Here is a 16,249-nt window from a genome sequence, read left to right on the forward strand (position 1 = left end):
CACAATCGGAGTTCTCCGTCACTAGCGGTCGCCGCGAGACCCGCATCTTCCTAAAAATGTACGTTGATGCCGTACATTCCGGCTTCTTAGCGGACATCGGCGATGAAAACTGGCGTACACTCTGCGTTATAGCTTCGTTCATGAACGAGAAGGGCGAATGTTACCCAACGCAAGAGATGATCGCACACAGGCTCGGAGTTAGCCGCCAGACAGCGAACAGGCGCGTCAAACGACTGCTAGAATACCGTTGGAATGGGCGCGAGGTTATTCGGGCTGTGAAGGAGCGAGACGGGAAGGGGCGGTGGGTTAACGCGAGGTATACAGTGCTTCCGATCAGTCACCTTGCAATATTCAACTCGGGATAGGGCGGGTTTGTGTCCATGTCTCACGCGTCTGACACCGATACGTCGGATATGGACAGACTTGACACTAACTATAACTAATCTTTAACAAGAACTAATCTTTAACAAGAAAAAGATAGCGCATCAACCAGTCACTGCGTTCCTTATATCGCGCGGTCAATGTATTAAGAGAAAGGATGCATGCAAAGATTATGACGCGGTAATAGATGTATAAGTGAATTGATAACCAAGGCTAATCAATAGGAGGGATTATACTTTATGGAAATCATCACCGCAATCCAAGCCGGTATCTATTCGCGACACAGTATCCGCACGGACGCCTACTATCGAGAGGGCTACGGATTACTGGTTGTTCCCGAAGGTGCCCCGTTAATGCCGCATAATGTGCTCGCGGCCTATGACGAAGATAAGCTTGATTTTATCGCGTATCACGTCGAATCGAGAGGAGCCTAGTCCAATGCGCATACTCGCCGGAACGTGGCGCCGGTTATCTCCCGCTACAAAACTACGATTACTAAACGCATGGTCACGTAAATGAAACGAAAGTGGGGCGTTTCCTCTTGATAACTTGTTAATGACGATTGTACGACTATATGCGACTTCTGCGTACACTTTCAGGACAGTCACATGATTACGGAAAAGTGTGACGGCATTTGTTCCCGAACTGGCGGTGTGACGTACGCAACGAGTACCTGCGATAGTTTCCACTGTATCCGCGTAAAGGTCACGTAAATAAAACGAATATGGAGGTCATATGATGCGTAAGCACTTCGTCAATCTAACGAATGGAATCGAGGCTATCCCGGTCATCCCGGGCGAGTATTCATTTATCCGTATTCAGTCGACGGCTTGCGAACAGAAACGATGGGACTTCCTTCTTCAAGACCTCGATTATACGTTTCTCATGTCGCTCGCCCTCGGACATACGTGCGTTGTTTACGATTACGGTGCGAGGAAGAACGTCCCCCGTGCGGTTTACCAAGGCTTAGAGTTCATATACTTCGCGCTGAACCGAAGGTGGTTCGGAAAAGAGGTCATACCCGTAGTCCGCGGCCATAACGTCTATCAGTATTTCGACGAGTGCTATCGGAAGCTCACCGATCGGACACTGAAAAAACTAGACTATTTCCGAAAGTTTCTTTTTACGGATGAGATTCGGCTTGAGGTTAAGACAGCATTGACTGAACACGACGGGGACTACCGATGGTACCGTGACTTGCTTGCGGAGGCATCGTGACCCAAGAGACGATGCACCACGGCAAATTGACGCACATGTAATTCCGGAAAGCCTAACGTATAGTGTCCGCCTTCCCATTCGAGCTGTACGGGATCGCGGCGGAATCTAGCACCGGGAGGATTAACGAGATGTCTTCGTGAGAAACGGTGTAAGAAAACGAAATATTCAATATAGTTCACACTCCTTTACCCCGAATTATAGCGGGTAGGGATGGGACAAAAATAACTAATCGGAGGCGGTACGTATGGTAGATTGGGGCGCAATTCGAGTACAGATCGGGATACAAGTAGGTAGGGCAAAAGGGTTACGTGAAGGTGGTGTAGACGAGGTTTCCGTTGATGCGCTGGTAGAGGCGTTGGAATTATGCAAGAACGTAGCACAGCAGGCGGAAAAAGAGGTCACAGAGTTACGTGAACGACTGAGACGTGAAGAGATGAAGGCGAATCTATTCGCGATGTACGCGGGAGCACGCCGATGACAAACAGTGAAGCTATCGGGGAAGTTAAAGAGATGATACAACAGGCGAAGCTTGCACGAGACTTAGGAGTGGAACAAGTATCTATCAACTCTTTTATACGAGTCAGTGCGTGGCTACTGGTTTACATTAAAACTGTAGAAGAGATACAGATGGTAATGGAGAGTTATAGTCCGCGTGCAGATTATGTACGTATGAATCGAGCGAGAGATCATAGTAAGTAAAGAAAAATAAATGTAAATGCCCAAAGAATAAAAGAGCCTCCCTTTAAAGGAGGCATTAGATTAAGTTATTTGATCACATAGCTCAACCTGACAGAAACTTTGTGGTTCAGCAGCGATTGCGGCGCTGGAAAGTGATAAGACCATCAAGGCACTAATTCCTATAGTAAATATCTTTTTCATATAATCGATCCCTTTTAGAAGTGTAGTGATTTAGTTTTCAGAAAAGGTTACCATGCACAAATCTCTTGCATATTCCCTCTAGTAGCTGGTGGGCATTTAGGATGAGGACCTACTGGACAATCCGTCTTACCATTAGGATTGCACAAAGTTGCAAAAGTAGGCTTGGGCGAAATTGTAACCAAGCCTCCAACGATTAAGGTAGCTGTAAGAAATACACCCATTAGTTTCTTCATAAAAAAATGATCTCCTCTGCTGTTAAATTATGTATTAAGCATTATTTATATTATTATATTATTTTTTGTGTTTCAAATTTTTTGAATAAAAGAGCAATAATTTAATAGTATAAAATCTAAAAAAAGATAAATCGGGTGGGAGGTATCGCGATGACTGCGGTATAGTCGTTGATTTAGACGAGAGACAACGCTTTGTAACGAAAGACCCGGAGAGTTTGCGAATAGTGATCGTTGATCAAATAGTTTTATGTCCAATTGCCAATCAAATTAATTACTGCGGATACGCATTTGATGTTGATTACGAAGAAGCAGAGCTCACGAATAAACAAAAAGTACGAATGATTTTTAGCACGAAATTAGAACTTGCGTTGACCGGAGGTGATGCGCTATGACCACGAATATTTGTGGCCGTCCATACGTGTTATTTGACCCCGAGCAGACTGTGGCAATAAAACGAGCTGAACGAAAAGACGACGCGATTGATCGCATCGTAAACGGATTGAACGAAGCGCTTAAAGGCATTGAGGATTACGTTGAAGGCGTTGGACCTGACGAAGAGCTACACTCAGCTCTCAATAACGCGCTATGTAGTTTTGAGTATTGGGCAGGTGTTATATATGACAACGGGGCGCTCTATTCACAAGATGATGACTATTCAATGATCGAATGGAAAGGGGAACGTGGCCTAATATGATGACGCGTGAAGAAATCGGAGCGATACGTGAACGTGCGGAGGATGCGACCGTGGTAATACCGATACAGACGCTAACGGGATATGGTAGTCACAACGCTGTAGTAAATGAGTACCGTACGGACGAGCAGTTTATCATTCGCGAAGACATACCGAAGTTAATAGCGGAGATCGAACGATTACGTAACGTTATATCGCGGATAAGATGTGAGTGCGGTAATGAATTGGGAAGCGGATGGTTCGACCGCGGGAGTAACGGAATCTATTGTGAATATTGCGCAAGTTACGATGAGGAGGGCGACCGATGCTAAACCGTATCAAACTCGCCTACCACGCTTGGCAATTAAAACGCGCGGTCAAACGACGGATAGCCGCAGATAGAGCGTACACACGACACTTCTGCGAATGGCACGCGCTACGATTACGGAAAGGGGACAACTCTCGATGACAAAGCGTAAACTCCAGCCTGCCAAGGCGTGGCGTGAACGGGAAGTTTCGGATTGGAATACGACTACATTTACCGAGTATCTACGTGATCGACACGAGGAACTCTACGGACTCCCTTACGTTCCAGCCCGTGGCTGGCGGTCCGAACAAGGCATGATTAAACGGATGATTGACGAGCACGGAACGGAAGTAGTCAAACGGTTTATTGACGGGTGCTTCCGCGAGTATAAGCCAACGCGACAGTACCCAACGTTGACTTTTACGTTTATGTATACGTATATGCGGGCGCGGGTACTGGCGATGGTATTACGTGAAATCAAACGGGAAGAGATTAGTGCTAATAGCGACATGAGAGTGGATGACTTAATAGACTGGTTATGATTCGGGTCAAGGTCCGGGGAAGGGGCAATAACCATATTCGTTAGCAACTCTCTCAGGACGCATGTAATCCCAAAAACACATTCTAACGTTGAAAACGGGGGAATCCGGTGGGAAGAGGCAAAATTCCCACCAACTATACAACAAACCTCTTTCGCATCCTGTCATGTGGCAAGCTACACCGTAATATGCAGTCTTAACCCAATCGAAATCATAGCACCAAACTGTATGCTCACAGGGTATTCCAAAAGAACTAAGCCAGTAACATGCATCCCGGGTTGCTTTCCAGTGAAACGGAAATGGCATTTAAATTCACCTCCTACACCTATGTATGCGCTTAGTTCCTCCTTGGATAATCGCGGATTATTTTAAGCTTATGTAATAGGTTTACGGGGGTGAGCAAAATCGGCTCATTATACGCAGTTTACTGTCGGAGGATGTTGTACGAGGAGGAGAAACGAGTGCGAGCGAAGGAGAATGTAAAAGCTACTGGATGGTTATAAAACAAATAAAGGACTGCTAGAACAAGTCCAGCAATCCCTGTAAATACTAATTCCATGTGCACGTTCCTTTATAAATTCCTACCCAGTAACCCGGTTTGTAGTAGTCTGTAGTGACTCTATCAAGCTTTAAGTCTGTGATTGTGTAGTTTTGGCCTTTATAGTCGGCAGCTGTTGTAGGGACGTCGGAAGATTTAGGGAACTTCGACGTGGGCCAATACACTTGCACCTCATCAGGACATTTTGCCATGATCGTACTTTTACTACTAGTGGAATCTGCGTGTACGACCGATGCTCCAAAGAGAAGAGGGATTGCCACCATAGAAGTTACTATAAAACTAGAAATCTTCATGATATAACCTCCATTCAAGAGTGATGTAGATATTATATTTACTTCCAAAATGAGGTAACCAATAAAAAGTTGCAAATTTGTGAACGATTAAGGGGGTTATGTGATTGAGTATAGGGACAAACTCACCACACTGCATTCTACGTGAACCCTGCCGCCACACCGCCGACCCGACCGCCTGCACTCGACTATGCCCGTCCTTCATCGCTATGCACGGAGCCAGCGGAACAGGGGGCCGAGTAGCCGCCGCCTGCATCCCGAGTGACTATGCCCATGTAACCGTCGAGACGGCACCGCCACGCGTTGATCATCGCGATATCTACACGAGTATAGAACTTTACGTAACGACATTTATCCGCCAATTTAACGAGGATTCTGAACGTTCCGAACGTATTAAATCGTTGTATCTATTCTCGTATGAACCCGGCACAGGCAAGACAACGACAGCGGTCGCCATTGCGAACGCATACCTAACAACGCACTATATCGGCTCGATACAACGGGGAATCCAACCGTTACAGCGACCGGTATTTTTCCTCGACGTGAACGAATGGCAAGAGAAGTATAACGAGTTCAACCGTAAGCACGTTCCTGCGGATATTGCGGAGCCTGCCGCGCGAGTATACTACGACTGGATGGCGCACGCTAAAAAGGCTCCGTTCGCTGTGCTGGACGATATAGGCGTGAGGGACGCGACAAGTGCGTTCAGGGGCGATCTGCACACGGTAATTAACGCGCGTGTCACCAACGGACTGCCTACGGTTTATACGTCGAATATTCCGGTAGACGAGCTCGCGAGCTTGTACGATAAGAGGCTTGCGGATCGTGTGCGGGATCAGTTAGGCGCCGAGTCCCATAGAAATTCGACCAACAACATACTCCCTTTCCGCTATTAACTTTATGGGAGTTAATCCAAAGCTAACCCATGAGTATGTGGTGCCTTGCGGAATTGACTTTGTTGATTGAGATATCATCTTTCCTGTATCGTCCCATATGGCAATTGTTACATTTTCAGAATAAGGATTCCCATTGCTGAGTTTTACCTCTATCGCGCATAAAGTGATGTCCTGATTAACCGTAAACCCGTTTGCGTACTGTTCCATATCACCAGTAGAACTCATAGCAACTCCTGCATCAGAAAATATAACTGTACCTTTGCTCAAAGGTCTGCACCTTCTCTCTGATGATGTCTGTTACTTAGGCTTATAAATATTCTTTCAAATGTCATCTACAAAACCACCAGCCTTTTATTAGCCTCGTCATACCAGCCTTCTGTTAGTGTGATATCGTCTAAGGTAGCGAAGTTTTCAAAGAACACGTTATCCGTAAAGTTGTTAAACACCGCGTCCTTTATCGTCTTCACATCAATCTGCAAAGCCGAAATAGCCACTGTGTGCTGTTCCAGTAGCTTGTGCGCATCGTCTATTCCTTTTTCCCATCGGTTGACGTCGCCCTCCGTGATATCATCCTCGAACTCCCAGTCTAGCCGTGCGTTAAACGACATCAACGCGCCCCCTCTCGAATAGCAAAATTGAACCGAAATTCCAAACGTTGTCCTTCGCTAACCGGAACATCCGCCTGCCTCTCCGCAATCAGTCCACCCGCTTCATCGTACAGTCTTAATGAAGAAACTCGCGCAATCCCTTTGACTGATTCTGTCCGTATGGTCACCGTCGCTCCATTCCGGTTGATACTCCGAATAGGCACCGTTTGGTTATTCAACACGATTGTAGTCGCACGGGCCGCGATATCTTCCGCAATCCGTTCAAGGTATTTTCCGTCCATCTATAGCGTCACCTCCCGTTGCTCCTTACCGATCGTATCCCCGACACGTAGCTCGCCGATCGTCCGATACTTACGCAGATTAACCGTCACTTTATCAACCACTTCGATTACTTCCCGTGGCATGGGCGCGAGTACCACATCGACATGAGCCGGCGCCATTTCGCGGAGGGCAACGTAAGCATCGTATAGATTCGGTGGAATATCGCCACCAATTACGATAATGACTGTATACTTACGCGGCTCCTCCTCGGCCATGGCGTCAGGAAAGAACGCATCAGCGATAGATTCGAGTACAGCCAATGTAACCGTCCCTGTCCCGCGTAACTTGGACTTGATGACAGCACGCCGCTGTTCGATTGGTTTAGTCAGATCGGTGGGCACCCTGACAACGGCCTCCCATCTCGTAAGACCCCACGTTGCCGTATCCACGAAGAATTGGTCGGTTAAGTCTCGAATCCCCTCGTGCAATAACGCAAACTCCTCCGACTCTCGCTCAATTATGTTATTTATGTCCCGTGATTCTCCGTAGTGGATCGTTGGCAATGAATCGAGCATACGGCGTTTAATTACGTCATTCACTGAGCGTCACCGTCCCCAGTACCGCAATAGAATCGGTGCCTATCGTTATATTTTCCTCTGCACCATTAACGGTCAGATCGGCATAATCAAGTACTGAAGCCGCACCTCCGACCACACCGGCAACCCGCGTAAACCGTACAACTGAGTCAATCAGCGCGAGCTTACCGAGATAATCCGTTAGTGCTTTCGTCACTTCTTCGCGTGCCTCTTCGATGGTGTGGCCGCTGACCAACGTTATCTTTGCTATTACGTCGATCGGTATTTCGGTCACACCAACGACCGTCACTTCCGCACATGCAGGCCGCTCTTTTTCGATGTAAGTCGTTACCTTGTCGATTAGTTCTTGGGAGGGCGCTCGCTTCCGATCGTCTAGCAAGACGACTTTTACCGTTCCCGGCCCGGCCCACACCTCGTATACTCTCGCGTCAGAGATGCCGACGACATCAAGCGCCCACTTACGGTAATGATGGCGGTTACCCGACGTAATAGGCTTTCGGACGCGATCGAGATACCGTTCAAGTAAGGCGCCGTCTGCTTCTTCGTCGATGCCGCCTTCGAAAGGCAGATCGTTTGTAACGCCGGTTATCCCTGTGATATTGCCCTGCGTTAATTTGATTTCGCCGGCTCCCACATTGCCTGACTTGCCGCCCTCGATGGCTTTCGCGGCTAACGTAACGGTACCATTTAAAATGACGCCGAACTCCGTTACTTCGAAGTAAATCGGCTCGTCACCGTCAGTAGAGACTTCGGTAGCTACAGGGATTTCAGTAGACTCATGACCGTAAATTGTAACGGTCCCCTTTGCCTTTTCGGAGGGCTTTCGGTAGACACCGAGTTCGGCGCATCGACGTGTCAGCCACTCGTTGTAAGATGAGAAAGTGCCGTCCGTGTTTGGAAAATAATAATAAGAACAGCTTGTGAATCAGAAAGTGACAAACAAAAGGATAGGATTAAACAGCTTGATGAGGAGATAATCAGCTAGAGAAGGAAACGGATTTATTGAATTATCTCGATGCTTGCGAAAAAGTGAGCAAATGCTTAATAAGTATCCATCACGTAGACAACACGGAGGCCGAAATGAAAAACATTTTTATTTTCCTAATTTTTTCAGTATTACTTACTGCCTGTTCAGAACAGAAGATTGTATACCCTGAAGAAGAAGTGAAGTATCTGGAAACAATGAAGGAAGCGATTGAACAACTTGATAATTATTTGCTTCAGTTTAAAGTTGCACTAAATGAAAGGAAAACCGACACAACAGAAGAGAATGCTAAAGACGTATTTTCAGGAACAATGGCGTTTTACTTAATTAACGATGTAATCCAAGAGGTAACTCCTCCAAAAAGATTTGAAGAGGTTCATTCAAAGTTTCAAAGTGCTATCGGAATTATGGAAGAAGTCTCTGTTTCGTTAATAACGAATAGAGCAACATCCGAGGAGAAATCAAAGTTCGAAAAAGCAGAGCAAACCTTTAACGAATCCTCAAAAGAGATATTAGACGCTTATGATGATGCTGTAGATAGTGAATGAACCGTGTATTAAATGTACATATAAGACCACTTAATAAAATCGAAGTGGTCTTTCATATTGAATTAATCAGTCGCCATCATCATCCCTAAAGAATGGCTATCATGTTTATTGGTTCGTTAATGATGTTTTGCCGATAAAGAAAGACTATAGTCTATTTAGCAAATAGATGATCCAAATTCTACTAAAAATCATATTATGTATAGATATAACATGCCAACACAATCTTAGAATATATGACTCAATAAAAAAATACTGTGATGAATTAAAAAGATTAGATGAGCAATTTAATATGTGAAATGAAGTGTATATGCCATAAATATGACGAAAAGGTACAGTAGATTAGCCTTAGAGAGGGTTTTTAAATACATGATAAAAACATAAATGAGATGAAGATTTTTTTCTATTGCGGATTTGATTGAAATGTTAAAGTACTAATATACGATTTATTGGCTATACGATGATTGGTGTTTTCCAAAATTGGTTACAGCATCTCTTATTCAGTCTTAAGTATTGGGCGTTAGTCAATTATTTTATTGCAGGTTGAGATTGAAATATAGAACATTTTTTGGGGGGGAATTTATATGTATAATTCTTTAGATAAATTATATGAATTAGTTGAAAAGGGAACAGAGAATAATAAATGGGACTATAAAAGAGATATTCATTTAAATCCAAACAATTCATTTGCAAATTTATTAAAAGATATATTAGCATTTGCAAATAGTGGTGGTGGCTGGCTAGTCTTAGGTGTTGATGATAATTGTAGCATACAAGGTGTAGAAAATAAGATCGACCCGACATCACTAGGTCAAAAAATATTAAGTATAACTGGTGAGCAAATAATATTTGATTTAAATTACTATAATATTTATACAGAATCAGAAAAAATAGTTGGTTTATTGTATGTTCACGATTCTGAGAAAGTTTTAGTTTCACCAGTAAATTTAAATAATGATAAAGGAAAACCAATAGTTAGTGAAAATACTGTTTATTATCGTAGAAACGCTAGTTCGATTAAAGCAAATATTGATGATTTAAACTCCCTTATCTATAAAATAAGTCAATTAGGTAAATATGAATTTAAAAAAGAAGACATTAAATTGATAGAAAATAAAAAGTCAGAGTATGCATTATTTAAAGAAGAAGCTGACTTTTATAAAGGCGAATTTGAATTTAGTGTTGCGAAATTTGCCGATAAATTGAATACTATTTTTTATTTTCATCAAACTAAATACACTAAATATGAAATAGGAATTTTGTTAGGTTTTGAGGTTAATGCTATTGATGATTATTTTGAAGGTAAGAGATTTCCTAAACTAGAGCATTTATTACGTGCTGTTGAGATATTTGATTTACCATATGATTACTTTTTTCAAACTACAATTAATATGAATAAACCATTTATACAGAGTCCTTTGATAACATATGTAATATTAGAGAAAACTGAAGATAAATTAGGATTGTTTAAATATGGATTTGGTAAAGCGGTTCAAGAAATATTTTATGATACAGCAAAAGAGTTCGCTTATTTTAAAAAATGGCTATATTGTGATAAAAGAGAGAAATTAAAACCCGAAGAAGATGAATGGAGTAGATTGACTAATCAAAATGTGATTATGTATGAAAACTATGAGAGGTATTTAGAAAATGTTAGTGAATCGTCATACAATAAATTTAAAAAGCATTTAAGTACTCAATACTATAAGGAAATAGAAAGAACACCAGATGTAGAAGAAAGATATCTCAATGAAAAAATTATAACTAACTTAACATATAGTGATACTGATTTTGTATGTAAGTTTATTTCAGAATTGATTAGAAGTATACATATAATTGATGGAAAACTTCGTATAGAACATAATTTTATATACGAAGTACAGAATAAATTGATTCGTTATAGAACATATGATGAGAAGAATATGAAAGTGATCTTTAGTGGTGAACGAACGTTGGATGAGTAATTAGAAGATATATAGGTATTGATCACTACTTATAATAAAATCAAAATAAAAATGAAGAAATAGTATTATCTTGATCTTTATTTTAACACTAATTTTGATGATGAATAGTTGAAAATCTTCAGTTTAACCTGCTACAATTGATAAACAAAAATAACGCAATAATTGAATAGTAATTTACTCAATTAAAGTATACAGTAGGTATTCGTGCGGTTACTTCCATTGACGGCATGACAGCTGACTGGGCGCGTATTCCTTGGGATGTGTTGGAGAAAATCTCTGTACGTATCGTAAATGAAATAGAAAACGTAAACCGTATCGTGTATGATGTGACTTCTAAGCTACCAGCAACAATTGAGTGGGAATAATTAAATAACAACTAGAAAGAGTTTGTAAAGCCTGTTATATAAAGGTTTTGCAAAGCTCTTTTCTTTTATTGATACAATTTTTGATACCATCTATGAAATATAGTGCAGTCATTGTTATAATTGTTTGTATATATTGGAAATGATGATCAGGATAAAGTTATATATTTCTTAGGGAGGTTACAATGTGGATGAATTATATGTGGAAATTTTGAAGTATATTAACGGGGATTTATTTGAAGTGACGAAAAAAGAGGATGTAATTGTAATAACATCCAAAGAAAATGGTAAAGAATATATTGTTGAATATGAAGACATCCCAGAAGAAAAAATTAATCTTTTATTAGATATTTTGGCAACTATTGACACTTTGGAGTTTTTAGATGTCGACATTATAGAAGATACAAGACTAATCACTAAAGCTAGAGAGAAAGACGAATTTAAATTTTTATTAGATTGTTGTTTTTCGTTTGATTTTGAAGCTTCGACTTTCGAGAAGTTAACTTTCATAAAACAAATTGTCAACCTTGTAGTTGAGAATCTAGATGTTTATAAAGATCTACAATTAAAATTTAACGAGGAAGAACTAACTTTAGAGGCTTCAGATTGGCGTGCAGGAGTTTCCTTTAACACAGACAATATAGAGGATACATTATATAAATTCAAAAGCTTTTTTGAAGGTACATATATAGAATCAACAGCATTCTATGAAAAAGATTACATTGAGTTTTCAATCACTTTTCCAGAGTTGGAAAATATTTTCGGAATGCCTTCTCTTTCTGAAACAGAATTTTTGGATGAATCAAATGAAGATAAATTATATTTTGAAATAAATAAAATATCAGAACCATTCTTTAATTTAATGATGAAAGATCAGGAGTATGGAGATGAATATGGTTATGATGGTTATGAAGAAGTTACTCTAAAAATTTATAATATAAATAGCGAATTACAAATTGAGTTAAATGCAGATGACTTTTATGAGAAAGCTCTTCATGTTACAAAAAATATTATTTTCAACCTTTCTTATAAATACGAAATAGATATTAAATTATCAAATGAATTAGAAGGTGAAAATATAGATGATTTGATTTATGAGCTGTCTGAAAGGTTAGAAAGTATTCAAGAGAAGGATATGCTTGTTACTAAATTGTACGATAAAGATTTAGTAAACTATTATTATAGAGCCTTACAGATGAAAGATAGTGAATTTAAATATATGGCTTTTTATCAAGTGTTAGAATGTATTTATGATGAAGTTTTAATGGCTAACACAGTTGAGAGTATTAGGCAACTAATATCTTCAAATGGATTTGATTCTAATATGGATGAGAATATATTGTTTATTATAGAGAAAATAAAGTTACACAATTCATCTAAGAAAGATGAAGATAAATTAAAATTGATTCTAGACAAATATTTTAAAGGAACATTGCCAGATGAAGTTTTCTTAGAGGTCAATAAAGACATAGCTGAATTAATGGTGGATATGAAAAAAATTCGTGATGTAAGTGAGTTAAAAGATTTACAAAAGCTTCAACAGACAATATATCGATTTAGATGTGATTGTACACATTCAAATAGAGCTTATCCAATTAAAAGAGTAGAAGATGAAAACTCTTTAAGTGATTATATAAATCTAATAAAAATGGTTTCAGAAAGAATTATTTTAAATTATAGATAAAAAATAGAGGGAGTTTAGTAATTATTAAATTCCCTCTATTCAACAAATCATTCCAGATATTTAAAAGTTTGAATTCCATCGATTTGCCCCATATCTTGATTCCGTTGTCTTAGCCTCGTAAGCTACTTTTTGTGTATTGAAACCTCTACGAACCTTTCTAATTCGTTTTTCAGTGACTGTATCCGAATAATACAGGGTAGCCTCCCACATTGCTTTCTAAGTTTTGTAATCCTTGTATACACCTGTAATTTTCGCATAAAGGATTAGTCGGTTTGACAGGATTCCCTTAACGGTGTATCGTTTTAGTAGGACAATTTTGTCTGTAAATTCTTCTTGTGAAAGCCGATAAACTTTTGGTTTGTGGTCAAATCACAACGATATTTTTGATAGCTCAAAATGAACCATGATATAACCAAAACCCTTGATAAATCAATCTGGATTCGATTTCCAGTTTGTTCGGGTATACGGTGTCCCATACAAAGGCAAAACCTACGAACAGTGAGTTTATTGCGATGGTTGCAGACAAGCTACGGATTGAGCATAAGGTGTCTTGATGACAAAAAATTGAACATGTCAATTTCAAAAATGCACATTTTGAGCTGATAAATTTCGAAATGATAAATAAACTAATACCACATGTTTATTGGTCTTCCCAGAAGCCGATAAACATGTGGTATTTTTAAATGACGGACATTGTATATCATATTGACAAAGGTCGGTATGAAGTGGAATCCCTTTTATCGTAGGGGTAATGAATCTGAGAAGGTTGAGGCAACCAGTTAGGTTAGGATGCTTTTCGACTTTTAATGATACAAACATATAGTTCTGTAGGCTTATGTAAGATAAGAAAGGCCAACTTAAAAAAGTGAGTATATGGTATAATCTTACTATCAAATAAGGGATATTTTTACATACACCCTAAAAACTAACTATATTTCCAAGGAGATTTGCATATGTCTATATTCAACAAATTATTTGGTCAAAAAAGGACAATTCAAAGTCCGACATTTGTTAAGGATTTCTCAAAAGATAATCATCACCTTTCTGCCCTTAATGACCTCTTAAACAAGGTTGTAGATGGAGAGAGGAAAGATAACATTGAGAGGGATATTAGGTTTCTTACATATGGGCTTGATGGCGAGAACAACGTCTACTTTGAACTAAAAAATTCGTTCCAGCCCATTTTATGCTTACATGATGTAAGGGTAGTGTATGAGGATTACGTTGCTCAACTTGATTTCGTAGTAATTTCTAATAAGTTCATTTGCATTTTGGAAACGAAAAAACTAAGCGGTAATATTTCAATTGACCAAGATGGTAACTTTGTAAGAATAATGAAGAATAAATACGGAAAAGAATTTAAAATGGGGATATATAGCCCTATAACTCAAAATACAAGGCATATCGATATTATTAAACATGTCTTGGCAAAAGAATTGAAAATTATTAACATGCCAATTCTATCTCTTGTTGTTATGGCTAATCCCAAAACAATAATTAATAAGCATAGTTGCCCTACTCATATTGAAAATTCAATCATTAAGTACGATCAAATCAAGGCAACACTGGAAAGATACCAGAATGATAAAGCAAATACATATAACGTAGCTGAGAAGCAAATGCATGAAATTTCAAATTTGTTAGTTAAGCTGAACACACCGCTGAAGATGGATTTAGTTGCAAAGTATCAGCTTTCAAATAATGATTTTCAGAAGAAGGATGAAACTCTGCTTCGTGAAGAACTAACATCGTACAGACTTCAAACTTCAAGAGATGAAAACATCAAGGCTTACTACATATTCAATAATAATGAGCTGGAAGATATCATAGCGAAATATCCAAGAACTGAAGAAGAGTTGCTTTCTATTAAGGGCTTTGGACAAGTAAAAGTTGAAAAATACGGAAAGGGAATATTGGGTATTTTCAATGGGTGAATTAAGTATCAATTACAACAATAACCAATCTCCACGCTAGCCCTTCAAGGCTGGCGTGTTTTTGTTACTTCACAATTTAGTGGAAAGGGTTTCCCCTTATTTCGAAAACATATCGAGAAGAACGCGAATTGAGGGGCGTTTGGAAAGAATTGACGAAATGTCTTCATAGGACAGATTAAGAAAAAGAAATGTTCAATATGGTCACGTTCCTTTGTCACTATGGAGTGCGATTAGTTAGAAAAGAAGTAAGGGGAAGGAATGGTATGCTAATTTGTAAACAGATTTGGAAACTGTTTTACAATTCCGTCAGTAAAAGCGTCAGCCATTTCTAATGCTTGCTGTTCAATTTTGTCAAATGTCGCGATATCCGATGCAAAATTGTTGTTTAGTCTATAGACTGCTTCAGCTTTAGTTAATGCAAGATGCTCATAAAACATTTTCCTAATGTCTTCCTCCGACCAGTATGGGTTGATGCTATTGAGAAAAGATGCAATTTCATCTGCATTCTTATACCAGCGTTTTTCTGCATTAGCTGCTGCTTTGCTATCGCCGGCCTTTGCTGCTTTAACAAGCTGATCGGCAATTACTAAGTGGCCTCTTATTAAACGTTCAAACGTAGCAGCATTTTCTTCACCGTAGAATGGTTTTAGCGCGTTCGCCATATCAGTTGCGTTTCGGAGCAAACGTTTCGTAACGAGTTCTTGATCTGGCAAATTAGCTGCGATGCTGATGATAACCATCCTCGTCCAAGCAACATGCTGTTCCCAGAGAGTACGCATGAGACTTTTTAAATCAACCTTAGCTTTGCTAATGCAGTCATGTACATTTTGATAAGGCGAAGGTCTTGGGGATGAAAATGGCATGGAATGTCGTACACAAGGGATACAAATAACCTGACCCACAAAAAGATAGTAGGGATCTACGTTTGGATTGGCAGCAACAATGTCATGCACGGGTGTTCTAAATCGTTGGGCTAACAGCCAGTAGGTGTATCCCCTGGCTGAATAACGTAAGGAAATGTCTCAAAAGAGAATGGACTCACTATTTATTACTCCCTTCAACTTGAACCAAATTTACTTCCTTATTTTTTGATTTGACAATAGCTATTTGCCTAAAAAGTATATGTGAGGAAATGTATCATGGTATGGGCTTTTGCCTATTCAGTAAATAAAGGAACAGATTGAACAGGTTATGAAGTGGGGGCAGATGAGCAGAGAGTTTCATATGGGATCAGAATATTGTTGTCCACGATACATATGCGATATTCATGTGAACAGGCCAACAAATACGACCCCAAAAGGTAGTAACGCTGTGATTTACGATGATGAAGTGTAAACT

At 39.7% G+C, this 16,249-nt stretch carries 21 protein-coding genes and 2 pseudogenes; 15 read left to right on the forward strand and 8 right to left on the reverse strand.

Features of this window, described 5'->3' with window-relative positions:
* Positions 1-56 precede the first annotated feature (56 nt).
* The 5 genes from ACQV1I_RS09195 (at position 57) to ACQV1I_RS09215 (ending at position 2,298) form a co-directional block, all read left to right on the forward strand.
* On the forward strand, positions 57-365 hold the full coding sequence (locus ACQV1I_RS09195) for a helix-turn-helix domain-containing protein (protein ID WP_268878067.1): 309 nt from the start codon (positions 57-59) through the stop codon (positions 363-365).
* Between the two features lie 255 nt (positions 366-620).
* Positions 621-815 carry a hypothetical protein gene (locus ACQV1I_RS09200; protein ID WP_116333708.1) on the forward strand — a complete coding sequence of 65 codons (195 nt, stop codon included), beginning with the start codon at positions 621-623 and terminating at the stop codon, positions 813-815.
* Between the two features lie 301 nt (positions 816-1,116).
* Positions 1,117-1,599 (forward strand): hypothetical protein, encoded by a 483-nt coding sequence (locus ACQV1I_RS09205; protein WP_438769157.1) that lies wholly within the window; start codon positions 1,117-1,119, stop codon positions 1,597-1,599.
* Positions 1,600-1,843: 244 nt separating this feature from the next.
* Positions 1,844-2,077, forward strand: a complete 234-nt coding sequence (locus tag ACQV1I_RS09210; RefSeq protein ID WP_116333710.1) for a hypothetical protein — start codon at positions 1,844-1,846, stop codon at positions 2,075-2,077.
* Positions 2,074-2,298: a hypothetical protein gene (locus ACQV1I_RS09215; protein ID WP_116333711.1), complete on the forward strand. Its 225-nt coding sequence runs from the start codon at positions 2,074-2,076 to the stop codon at positions 2,296-2,298. Before ACQV1I_RS09210 ends, ACQV1I_RS09215 begins: the two co-directional genes overlap by 4 nt.
* Positions 2,299-2,525: 227 nt before the next feature.
* Here the strand turns inward: ACQV1I_RS09215 and ACQV1I_RS09220 are convergent, their stop codons facing one another.
* Positions 2,526-2,711, reverse strand: a complete 186-nt coding sequence (locus tag ACQV1I_RS09220) for a hypothetical protein (RefSeq protein ID WP_116333712.1) — start codon at positions 2,709-2,711, stop codon at positions 2,526-2,528.
* A gap of 388 nt (positions 2,712-3,099) precedes the next feature.
* Between ACQV1I_RS09220 and ACQV1I_RS09225 the strand changes: the two genes are divergently transcribed.
* From ACQV1I_RS09225 to ACQV1I_RS09235, 3 genes are all read left to right on the forward strand, one after another.
* On the forward strand, positions 3,100-3,405 hold the full coding sequence (locus tag ACQV1I_RS09225; protein ID WP_116333713.1) for a hypothetical protein: 306 nt from the start codon (positions 3,100-3,102) through the stop codon (positions 3,403-3,405).
* Positions 3,402-3,713, forward strand: a complete 312-nt coding sequence (locus ACQV1I_RS09230) for a hypothetical protein (RefSeq protein WP_116333714.1) — start codon at positions 3,402-3,404, stop codon at positions 3,711-3,713. The genes ACQV1I_RS09225 and ACQV1I_RS09230 overlap by 4 nt, the downstream gene beginning before the upstream one ends.
* 133 nt (positions 3,714-3,846) lie before the next feature.
* On the forward strand, positions 3,847-4,230 hold the full coding sequence (locus tag ACQV1I_RS09235) for a hypothetical protein (protein ID WP_116333715.1): 384 nt from the start codon (positions 3,847-3,849) through the stop codon (positions 4,228-4,230).
* A 546-nt stretch (positions 4,231-4,776) separates the two neighbouring features.
* Here the strand turns inward: ACQV1I_RS09235 and ACQV1I_RS09240 are convergent.
* The gene (locus ACQV1I_RS09240; protein WP_116333717.1) at positions 4,777-5,079 is read right to left on the reverse strand and encodes a hypothetical protein; all 303 of its coding nucleotides are present in this window, start codon (positions 5,077-5,079) and stop codon (positions 4,777-4,779) included.
* A 206-nt stretch (positions 5,080-5,285) separates the two neighbouring features.
* Between ACQV1I_RS09240 and ACQV1I_RS09245 the strand changes: the two genes are divergently transcribed.
* The gene (locus ACQV1I_RS09245; RefSeq protein WP_236645756.1) at positions 5,286-5,972 is read left to right on the forward strand and encodes a DNA replication protein; all 687 of its coding nucleotides are present in this window, start codon (positions 5,286-5,288) and stop codon (positions 5,970-5,972) included.
* On the opposite strand, the gene ACQV1I_RS09250 is transcribed toward ACQV1I_RS09245, so the two are convergent.
* The 5 genes from ACQV1I_RS09250 to ACQV1I_RS09270 all read right to left on the reverse strand — a co-directional run bounded on the left by ACQV1I_RS09250 (position 5,916) and on the right by ACQV1I_RS09270 (position 8,296).
* The gene (locus ACQV1I_RS09250) at positions 5,916-6,197 is read right to left on the reverse strand and encodes a hypothetical protein (RefSeq protein WP_147304250.1); all 282 of its coding nucleotides are present in this window, start codon (positions 6,195-6,197) and stop codon (positions 5,916-5,918) included. The two genes, ACQV1I_RS09245 and ACQV1I_RS09250, sit on opposite strands and share 57 nt — an antisense overlap.
* Before the next feature lie 107 nt (positions 6,198-6,304).
* Positions 6,305-6,580, reverse strand: coding sequence for a hypothetical protein (locus ACQV1I_RS09255; RefSeq protein ID WP_018672681.1), 276 nt, complete (start codon positions 6,578-6,580; stop codon positions 6,305-6,307).
* Positions 6,580-6,861, reverse strand: a complete 282-nt coding sequence (locus ACQV1I_RS09260) for a hypothetical protein (RefSeq protein WP_116333718.1) — start codon at positions 6,859-6,861, stop codon at positions 6,580-6,582. Before ACQV1I_RS09260 ends, ACQV1I_RS09255 begins: the two co-directional genes overlap by 1 nt.
* Positions 6,862-7,416 carry a putative phage tail protein gene (locus ACQV1I_RS09265; RefSeq protein ID WP_236645757.1) on the reverse strand — a complete coding sequence of 185 codons (555 nt, stop codon included), beginning with the start codon at positions 7,414-7,416 and terminating at the stop codon, positions 6,862-6,864.
* Between the two features lie 16 nt (positions 7,417-7,432).
* Positions 7,433-8,296 (reverse strand): baseplate J/gp47 family protein, encoded by an 864-nt coding sequence (locus ACQV1I_RS09270; protein WP_236645758.1) that lies wholly within the window; start codon positions 8,294-8,296, stop codon positions 7,433-7,435.
* 221 nt (positions 8,297-8,517) lie between these two features.
* Here ACQV1I_RS09270 and ACQV1I_RS09275 point away from each other — a divergent pair, with 221 nt between their 5' ends.
* The 6 genes and pseudogenes from ACQV1I_RS09275 to ACQV1I_RS09300 all read left to right on the forward strand — a co-directional run bounded on the left by ACQV1I_RS09275 (position 8,518) and on the right by ACQV1I_RS09300 (position 14,911).
* Entirely contained in the window at positions 8,518-8,970 is a 453-nt protein-coding gene (locus tag ACQV1I_RS09275) for a hypothetical protein (RefSeq protein WP_116333720.1), read from the forward strand.
* A 581-nt stretch (positions 8,971-9,551) separates the two neighbouring features.
* The gene (locus ACQV1I_RS09280; protein ID WP_116333721.1) at positions 9,552-10,931 is read left to right on the forward strand and encodes an AlbA family DNA-binding domain-containing protein; all 1,380 of its coding nucleotides are present in this window, start codon (positions 9,552-9,554) and stop codon (positions 10,929-10,931) included.
* Between the two features lie 188 nt (positions 10,932-11,119).
* Positions 11,120-11,296: pseudogene (locus ACQV1I_RS09285) on the forward strand (glutamine-hydrolyzing GMP synthase); the annotation flags it as partial.
* 184 nt (positions 11,297-11,480) lie between these two features.
* On the forward strand, positions 11,481-12,977 hold the full coding sequence (locus ACQV1I_RS09290) for a hypothetical protein (RefSeq protein WP_116333722.1): 1,497 nt from the start codon (positions 11,481-11,483) through the stop codon (positions 12,975-12,977).
* 431 nt (positions 12,978-13,408) lie between these two features.
* Positions 13,409-13,531: pseudogene (locus tag ACQV1I_RS09295) on the forward strand (sporulation initiation factor Spo0A C-terminal domain-containing protein); the annotation flags it as partial.
* A gap of 399 nt (positions 13,532-13,930) precedes the next feature.
* Complete coding sequence (locus ACQV1I_RS09300) at positions 13,931-14,911, forward strand: HRDC domain-containing protein (protein WP_116333723.1); 981 nt, start codon at positions 13,931-13,933, stop codon at positions 14,909-14,911.
* Between the two features lie 266 nt (positions 14,912-15,177).
* Here ACQV1I_RS09300 and ACQV1I_RS09305 read toward each other — a convergent pair whose 3' ends face one another.
* The gene (locus ACQV1I_RS09305; protein WP_438769158.1) at positions 15,178-15,774 is read right to left on the reverse strand and encodes a LysM peptidoglycan-binding domain-containing protein; all 597 of its coding nucleotides are present in this window, start codon (positions 15,772-15,774) and stop codon (positions 15,178-15,180) included.
* Positions 15,775-16,249 lie beyond the last annotated feature (475 nt).

Origin of the sequence: Brevibacillus sp. JB24b (genome assembly GCF_051713385.1) — a bacterium.
Taxonomy (GTDB): Bacteria; Bacillota; Bacilli; order Brevibacillales; family Brevibacillaceae; genus Brevibacillus_B; species Brevibacillus_B laterosporus.